The sequence below is a fragment of the Acidiphilium sp. 34-64-41 genome, from assembly GCF_002282635.1.
Taxonomy (GTDB): Bacteria; Pseudomonadota; Alphaproteobacteria; order Acetobacterales; family Acetobacteraceae; genus Acidiphilium; species Acidiphilium rubrum.
In genome coordinates this window covers 1-7,593 of the sequence record NZ_NCJX01000106.1, presented here as the reverse complement: position 1 = coordinate 7,593, position 7,593 = coordinate 1, and the positions used below count along the sequence as shown (strand labels likewise).

At 64.0% G+C, this 7,593-nt stretch carries 5 protein-coding genes; 2 read left to right on the top strand and 3 right to left on the bottom strand.

All coding sequences use genetic code 11. From position 1 onward, the window contains the following. Positions 1-172: 172 nt before the first annotated feature. The gene (locus B7X49_RS16440; protein ID WP_286840242.1) at positions 173-1,735 is read right to left on the bottom strand and encodes an APC family permease; all 1,563 of its coding nucleotides are present in this window, start codon (positions 1,733-1,735) and stop codon (positions 173-175) included. Between the two features lie 266 nt (positions 1,736-2,001). Between B7X49_RS16440 and B7X49_RS16435 the strand changes: the two genes are divergently transcribed. Beyond that, the gene (locus tag B7X49_RS16435; protein ID WP_286704905.1) at positions 2,002-2,364 is read left to right on the top strand and encodes a CsbD family protein; all 363 of its coding nucleotides are present in this window, start codon (positions 2,002-2,004) and stop codon (positions 2,362-2,364) included. Here B7X49_RS16435 and B7X49_RS16430 read toward each other — a convergent pair. Both B7X49_RS16430 and B7X49_RS16425 read right to left on the bottom strand, forming a co-directional pair. Next, positions 2,322-3,194 carry a DMT family transporter gene (locus B7X49_RS16430; protein ID WP_286704904.1) on the bottom strand — a complete coding sequence of 291 codons (873 nt, stop codon included), beginning with the start codon at positions 3,192-3,194 and terminating at the stop codon, positions 2,322-2,324. The two genes, B7X49_RS16435 and B7X49_RS16430, sit on opposite strands and share 43 nt — an antisense overlap. A gap of 122 nt (positions 3,195-3,316) precedes the next feature. Next, positions 3,317-4,462 carry a GNAT family N-acetyltransferase gene (locus tag B7X49_RS16425; protein ID WP_286704919.1) on the bottom strand — a complete coding sequence of 382 codons (1,146 nt, stop codon included), beginning with the start codon at positions 4,460-4,462 and terminating at the stop codon, positions 3,317-3,319. Positions 4,463-4,656: 194 nt separating this feature from the next. Between B7X49_RS16425 and pepN the strand changes: the two genes are divergently transcribed. Then, positions 4,657-7,326: an aminopeptidase N gene (pepN, locus tag B7X49_RS16420; protein ID WP_286840238.1), complete on the top strand. Its 2,670-nt coding sequence runs from the start codon at positions 4,657-4,659 to the stop codon at positions 7,324-7,326. The last annotated feature ends 267 nt before the right edge of the window (positions 7,327-7,593 follow it).

Here is a 7,593-nt window from a genome sequence, read left to right as displayed (position 1 = left end):
CGCTAGTTTTAGGCAAGGGGAGGGCGCTGCCTCGGTGGTTCCGTCGATCTGGCCTGGGTCGCCCTCCCCTTGCCTAAAACTAATGGATTTTAAAGGCTCTGCCTTTAACGGGGGTCCAGGGGGCAGAGCCCCCTGGCCTTCTTACTCACGGCTGATCCCGCGATCGGTGGTGCTACTCGGCGGGCATGAATAGTTCGGGTTCGCCGGCGAGGATGGTGGCTTTGGCTTCTTCGGGGTCTGGGACGCCTGAGTTGATGGCGACGAACAGGATTATGATGCTGAAGATGACCAGGATGATGGAGTCGGTCAGTTCACCGAGTGTATTGGTGCCGCCGGTCAGGGCTTTTGGGCCGAGGTAGGTCAGCAGCCACAGGCCGAAGAAGTAAGGTGCGAGCCACCAGGCGCCGCGCCAGTGGAGGTTGGCGATGCCGACGCCGGCGATGGCTTCGTAGGCGACGTAGATGACGGTGAAGCCGAGGATGAGTTCGAACAGGAAGTCATCGGTGGCGGCGCCGCTCCAGAAGATAATGAAGTTGGAGATGATGAAGGCGACCGAGGCGATCAGGTTGCCGCCGGCGAGCAGGTAGGGGCGTTTGTAGCGATCCGGCGGCAGGGTTTTGCGCAGGGTCATCATGACGACGGGGCCGGTGCCGTAGGAGAGCACGGTGGCGGAGGAGATGAAGGTGACGATGCCTTGCCACGAGGGGAACGGCACGAGGAACAGCAGCCCGACCAGGAAGGTGACCAGAACGCCGACCAGCGGGACACCGGCGACCGAGAGTTTGGCGAAGAAATTGCCGCCGATCAGGCCTTCCTTGCCGGTGGCGTAGAGCACCCGCGAGGTTGTGGTGAAGTAGATGATGCCGGTGCCGGTGGGCGAGACGAAGGCATCGATGTAGAGCAGCACGGCCAGCCAGCCCATGCCGATGAGCGAGGCGAGGCCGGCGAACGGACCGAATGCGCCTTTGAAATTGACGTTGGCCCAGCCTTTGGCGATGTCCGACGGGTTCAGCGCGCCGATGAACGAGATTTGCAGGCCGACGTAGACGATCAGGCCGATCGAGACCGAGCCGATGATGGCAATCGGCAGGTTGCGTTTGGGGTTGCTCGATTCACCGGCGAGTTCAACCGCCTGACGAAAGCCGAGGTAGGAGAACACGATGCCCGAGGTTGCCACGGCGGAGAACACGCCGGATGCGCCGGCGGGGGCGAAGCCGTGCGAGGAGAAATTGCTGGCGTGGAAGCCGAACAGCAGGAAGACGATGATGGTGAGCACGGGGATGGCGATTTTCCACCATGTCAGGGTCGAATTGATGGCCAGCACGGTCTTGATCGCCAGCATGTTCACCACGGCGAAGACCGCGAGCAGGGCGGCCGACACGATGAAGCCGAGCGTGGTCAGCACGCCGCCTTTATCGACCAGGCCGGTGATGTAGTTGCTGGCGTAGGTGATGACTGCCGAGGCTTCGGCCGGTGCGACCGAGGCGTAGCCGAGGAACACGACGAAGCTCAGCACGGTCGCCATCAGATTGCCGTGGGAGAGTTTCGGAAATGCGATGACGGCGCCGGCGCGCGGAAAGGCGGTGGCGAGTTCGGCGTAAACGAAGGAGAGCAGCAAGACCGCGACGCCGCCGATCAGCCAGGCGATGATCGCGGAGGGGCCGGCGATTTTGGCGGCGGTGAGCGGCCCGAGCAGCCAGCCCGATCCGATGATTCCACCCAGGCTTGCAAACAAGAGCCCGATGATGCCTGCATCGCGTTTAAGTTTAATTCCAGTACCTTCAGCCATCAATTATCCCCTGTTTTGACTTATCGGCGGACCTTAACGCCGTTTTAATGAAGATGGAAAGATATTAAATGACAGCTATGTGACTGACCCTCTTTACAAAACTGGGTTGGCGGGCGTGCGGACGTTTGTTTTGGCGCGGCTTGTTTCGCGCGGGGTCGAACGCCATCTGCATTTTTCGCCAATTCCGGCCAAGCAGATCGAGGATGAGAACCATGGATGAAGACGAAATCAAGGGTGCCGCGAAGGATATCGGCGGCAAGATCAAGGACGGTGTCGGCGGGTTGACCGGCGACGAATCGCTCCAGGCCGAAGGCAAGGCGGACCAGTTCGCCGGCAAGGCCCAGAAGCTCTATGGCTCGGCCAAGGACACCATCAGCGAAGCCGCCGAAGCCGCCAGCGAGGCTTTCACCAGCCATAAGCCGCATGTCGATTCCACCGGCAATGCCTATGTCGACGACAGCCTGATGGGCCGCGCCTCCGACATGATCAAGGAGCAGCCGCTGCTCGCCATGCTCGGCACCGCCGCCGCCGGCTATGCTCTGGCCTTTCTGCTCCACGGCCGCAGCCGGAATTGAGGCGATACGATCAGCACGATCGAACACAGCAGGGCGACGAGGCCGAGCGCGTCGCCCCGCGTGAGCGCCTCGCCCAGGATCACGACGCCCGCGAGCGTCGCGGTGGCCGGCAGCAGTGCCGTGAAGGCGCCGGCGACGCCGGCCTTTACGCGCTTCATGCCGTGATACCATAACAACAACGCCAGCAGGCTGGCGGTGAGGCTATGCACGACCAGCAAGGCGCCAATGCCCAGCGTGAAGTGCGCGGCCGGAAACTGCACGATCGCCAGCGGCATGCAGAACACCGCACTAGCCGCCTGCATCCAGAAACTGGCCTGCGCGACCGGCAATTGCCCCGCCGCGCGACGGGCCAGCAGGGCATAAACCGCCTCGCCACACACCGCGCCGAACACCAGCCCATCACCCAGCAGGCTGAACCCGCCACCGCCGCGCGCCAACGCCGCAATCCCCAATCCCGCCAGACCGACCGCAAGCCATTGAAGCCAGGAGAGACCCTCCCGCAGCAGAATCGCGGCACCCAGGGCAATCACCGCCGGTAACGTCGCCAGTACCAGACCCGCCTGGACCGCACCCGTGCGCTGCAAACCCGCCAGCAACAGGACATTATACGCCAACGTGCCGAACCCGGCCTGCAACACCAGATTGCCCAGCACAAGTCGCCCCGGCACACGCCCAAGCCGCGCGAACGGCACCAAGACCAAAGCCGCCAGAACCGACCGCAACCCCAGAATCACGAAAATCGGCAAATGCCCGGCCAAAACCTTCAAAATCACCACATTTACCCCGACCATCATCATGGACAGGGCCAACGACGCGTATGCGGCGATCATGAGTGAGGGAAGCAAGGACCACCGAGGCAGCGCCCTCCCCTTGCCTAAAACTAGCGGGTTCTAAGGGCTCCGCCCTTAGTGGGGGTCGAGGGGGCAAAGCCCCCCGCCTTGCTTGCCTCAGCTCAGGGCTCGGCACGATACGGCGATTGTTCGCCCAGCATGGCCATTTCGTCGGCGATGGCGGGGCGTTCGGCGTCGAGGAAGTCGGCGACGGCGGCATTGAGGCCGGGGTGGAACAGGTAGTGGGCGGAGAAGGTGCGGCTGGGCAGGTAGCCGCGCTGGATTTTATGTTGGCCTTGGGCGCCGGCTTCGACGCGTTTGAGGCCGAGGCTGATCGCGAATTCGATGGCCTGGTAGTAGCAGAGTTCGAAGTGGAGGAAGGGGACGTCTTCGGTCGCACCCCAGTTGCGGCCGTAGAGGGCTTCGTCGCCGAGCAGGTTGAGGGCGCCGGCGATGGGTTTGCCGGCGCGGAAGGCCATCATGACGACGACGGTGTCGCCGAGGCGTTGGCCGAGCAGGCTGAAGAAGCTTTCGGTCAGGTAGGCGCCGCCCCATTTGCGATCGACGGTGGAGAGGTAGAATTGGTGGAAGGCCGCCCATTCGCGTTTGCCCATTTCCGAGCCGCGGAGGGGGCGGATTTCGAGGCCGGCCTGCGCGTCGCGGCGTTCACGGCGGATGGCTTTGCGTTTGCGGGAGGCGAGCGCGGCGAGGAAGGCTTCGAAATCGGCGTAGTCGTGGTTATGCCAGTGGTATTGCACGCCCATGCGTTGCAGCCAGCCCGCTTTGCCGAGGGCGTGCCATTCGTCTTCGGTGCAGAAGGTGGCGTGGACTGACGAGCATTTGAGTTGTTTGGCGCCGATTTTCAGCGCGTCGGCGAGGGATGCCATGTCGAGCCCGGGGGCGAGCAGCATGCGCGGGCCGGGGACGGGGCTGAAGGGTGCGGCGATCTGGAGTTTGGGGTAGTAGCGGCCGCCTGCACGTTCGAGGGCGTTGGCCCAGGCGTGGTCGAACACGTATTCGCCGTAGGAATGGGCTTTGGCGTAGGCGGGTGCGGCGGCGGCGAGGCGGCCGGCGGCGTCGCGCAAGGCGGCGTGGTAGGGGTACCAGCCGCTGCGGCCGCCGACCGAGCCGCTGTCTTCCATGGCGGCGAGGAATTCGTGGCGCACGAACGGGTTGCCGTTGCCTGCGAGCTGGTTCCACTCGGCGGGCGGGATGTCGTGAATGCTTTGATGCAGGCGCAGGGTGAGGTCGCGGGGCGTGCCGTCCATCGCTTCAATATGCAGCACCGGCGGCGTCTGCATAGGATTTTGCGGGCTGTCCTTGTAAAATAATCAGGGCGCGGCGTGCTGCGCAATTTCCGCGAAGTCGGCGTGGGGTGTTCTGACCGATAAAACCGTTGTGGCTCAGCGGATTGCGTGGGGCGGCGGGGTCGGGCAGGTTTGGGTATTCCAAGGAGTTTCATATGGCCGAGCGTCCTGTTGCGATCCCCGCCCCTGTTGCCGAGCACCGCCTGGCCGATTATCGGCCGCCGGCGTTTCTGGTCGATACCGTCGATCTGATTTTCGATCTGGACCCGAAGGCAACGCGGGTGCGGGCGACGCTGGCGCTGCGGCGCAACCCGGCGCATGGCGATGCGGCGGCGCCGCTGGTGCTGGATGGCGAGGACCTGACTTTGAATGCGGTAGCGGTCGATGGGGTGGCGCTCGATGCTGCTGCCTATCGGCTGGGTGAGCATGGGCTGGTGATCGCGGATTTGCCGGATGCGTGCACGCTGGATACCGATGTCACGATCGATCCGGCCGGGAATACGCAATTATCGGGGCTGTATGTTTCGGGCGGCGATTTTTTCACCCAATGCGAGGCGGAGGGGTTTCGCCGGATCACGTTTTTCCCGGACCGGCCGGATGTGATGGCGCGGTTCAGCGCGACGCTGGTTGCGGACGAGGCGCGGTATCCGGTGCTGCTTTCGAACGGCAATCCGGTCGATCGGGGGGCGATGCCGGATGGGCGGGCCTGGGTCAAATGGGTCGATCCGCATCCGAAGCCTTCGTATCTGTTCGCGCTGGTCGCGGGGATGCTGGTTTCGGTGCATGACGAGTTCATCACCGCGTCGGGCCGCACGGTGGCGCTGGGGATTTATGTCCGCCAGGGCGATGAGGACAAGGTGGATCACGCGATGGTCTGCCTCAAGCGGTCGATGCGGTGGGATGAGGAGGTGTTCGGCCTCGAATACGATCTGGATATTTTCAACATCGCGGCGGTGGGCGATTTCAATGCCGGTGCGATGGAGAACAAGGGGCTGAATATTTTCAACACCGCCCTGGTGCTGGCGCGGCCGGATACCGCGACGGATGCGGATTATCTGCGGATCGACCGGGTGATCGCGCATGAATATTTCCATAACTGGACCGGCGATCGGGTGACCTGCCGGGATTGGTTTCAGCTGTCGTTGAAGGAGGGGCTGACCGTGTTCCGTGACCAGGAATACGGGGCGGATACCACCGATGCCAGCCTGTCGCGGATCGAGGATGTGCTGCGGCTGCGCGGCTTTCAGTTCCGCGAGGACGGCGGGCCGCTGGCGCATCCGGTGCGGCCGCCGGCCTATCGGAAGATCGATAATTTCTACACGGCCACGGTGTATGAAAAGGGTGCGGAAGTGGTGCGGATGATCCGTACCATCATCGGGGCGGATGCGTTCCGGCGCGGCATGGATATCTATTTCGCGACCAACGACAATACCGCCGCCACGATCGAGGATTTCGTCGGCGCGATGCATGAGGCGTCGGGTTACGATTTTACCCAGTTCATGCGCTGGTATGATCAGGCGGGCACGCCGGCGGTGAGCTTTACCGGCGCGTATGATGCGGAGGCGCGGCGCTATACGCTGACGCTGCGGCAAGCGACCGCGCCGACGCCGGGGCAGGCGGAGAAGGCGCCGTTCGTGATTCCGGTGGCGCTTGGTCTGATCGGGCCGGATGGGCAGGATCTGGCGGGCACGATCGATGGTGAGACGGTGGTGGGCACGCGCGTGGTGCTGCTGACCGAGGCGGCGCAGAGCTTCGTATTCACCGATGTCGCGGCGGCACCGGTGCCCTCGCTGTTCCGCAATTTTTCGGCGCCGATCCGGCTGAGCGGGTATGACCGGGTGCAGTTGGCGATGATGGCGGCGCATGACAGCGATGGGTTCAATCGCTGGGAAGCCGGCCATGAATACGCGGTGCAGGTGTTGCTTGAGGCGATCGCGGCGCATCAGCGCGGCGCGGGCTTCACGCTCGATGACGGGTTGCGCGATGCGCGGGCCGCGGCGCTCGATCAGGCGGCGGCGGCACCGGCGTTGGCCGCGCGGCTGCTGGGTCTGCCGGGGGCTTCGACGCTGGCGGACCGGATGGCGGTGGTCGATCCCGATGCGATCCACGCCGTGCTGACCGCCGCGCGCCGTGCGATCGGGGGGGCTTTGCAGGCGCGGTTCCAGGCGATTTATGGGCAGACCGCGTATGACGGGGCGTTTGCGGTCGATCCGGCCAGTGTGGGTCGCCGCGCGCTGCGCAATGCGTGTCTGGCGTATATCATGGCGGGTGATGAGGCGGCGGGGATCGCGCTGGCGCAGGCGCAGATCGCGGCCGATACCACGATGACCGAAAGCCTCACGGCGCTGGCGCTGCTGGTCGATACCACCAGCCCGGCGCGGGACGAGGCGCTCGCCGCGTTCCACGCGCGGTTCCAGGGCGATGCGCTGGTGATCGATAAATTCTTCGCGATCCAGGCGATGAGCAGCGCGCCGGACACGCTCGCGCGGATCGAGGCACTGACGCGGCACCCTGATTTCGACATCCGCAACCCCAATCGCTATCGCTCGCTGGTGTCGGCCTTCGGGTATCGCAACGCGCTGTGGTTCCATGATGCTTCGGGTGCGGGTTACGATTTCGTCGCGCGCATGACGCTCGCGGCCGACCAGGTGAACCGCAGCGTCGCGGCGCGCGGCATGGAAGTGTTCGCGGATTGGAAACGCTATGATGTGGCGCGGCAGGATAAGATGCGCGCGGCGCTGGATCGCATCATCGCGGCGAACGACCTCTCGCCGAATACGCGGGAGATGGCCGAACGCGTGCGGCACGCTGCGGGCGTGAGGTAGGAAGGAAGCAAGGCGGGGGGCTTTGCCCCCTCGACCCCCACTAAGGGCGGAGCCCTTAGAACCCGCTAGTTTTAGGTAAGGGGAGGGCGACCCAGGCCAGATCGACGGAACCACCGAGGCAGCGCCCTCCCCTTACCTAAAACTAATGGATTTTAAAGGCTCAGCCTTTAATACCAACCTGAGGTTCCGTTGACTCGAAAGTGATTTGTCGCGGCTCGGGCGGGTATGATTCGCTGAACTTCCCTGGAGGAGGTTTGCGATGACGGT

Bases quoted from the DNA above. Each gene is read 5' to 3' on its own strand.
- B7X49_RS16435 (WP_286704905.1), top strand. From the start codon at position 2,002: ATGGATGAAGACGAAATCAAGGGTGCCGCGAAGGATATCGGCGGCAAG.
- B7X49_RS16430 (WP_286704904.1), bottom strand. From the start codon at position 3,194: ATGATCGCCGCATACGCGTCGTTGGCCCTGTCCATGATGATGGTCGGG.
- B7X49_RS16425 (WP_286704919.1), bottom strand. From the start codon at position 4,462: ATGGACGGCACGCCCCGCGACCTCACCCTGCGCCTGCATCAAAGCATT.
- pepN (WP_286840238.1), top strand. From the start codon at position 4,657: ATGGCCGAGCGTCCTGTTGCGATCCCCGCCCCTGTTGCCGAGCACCGC.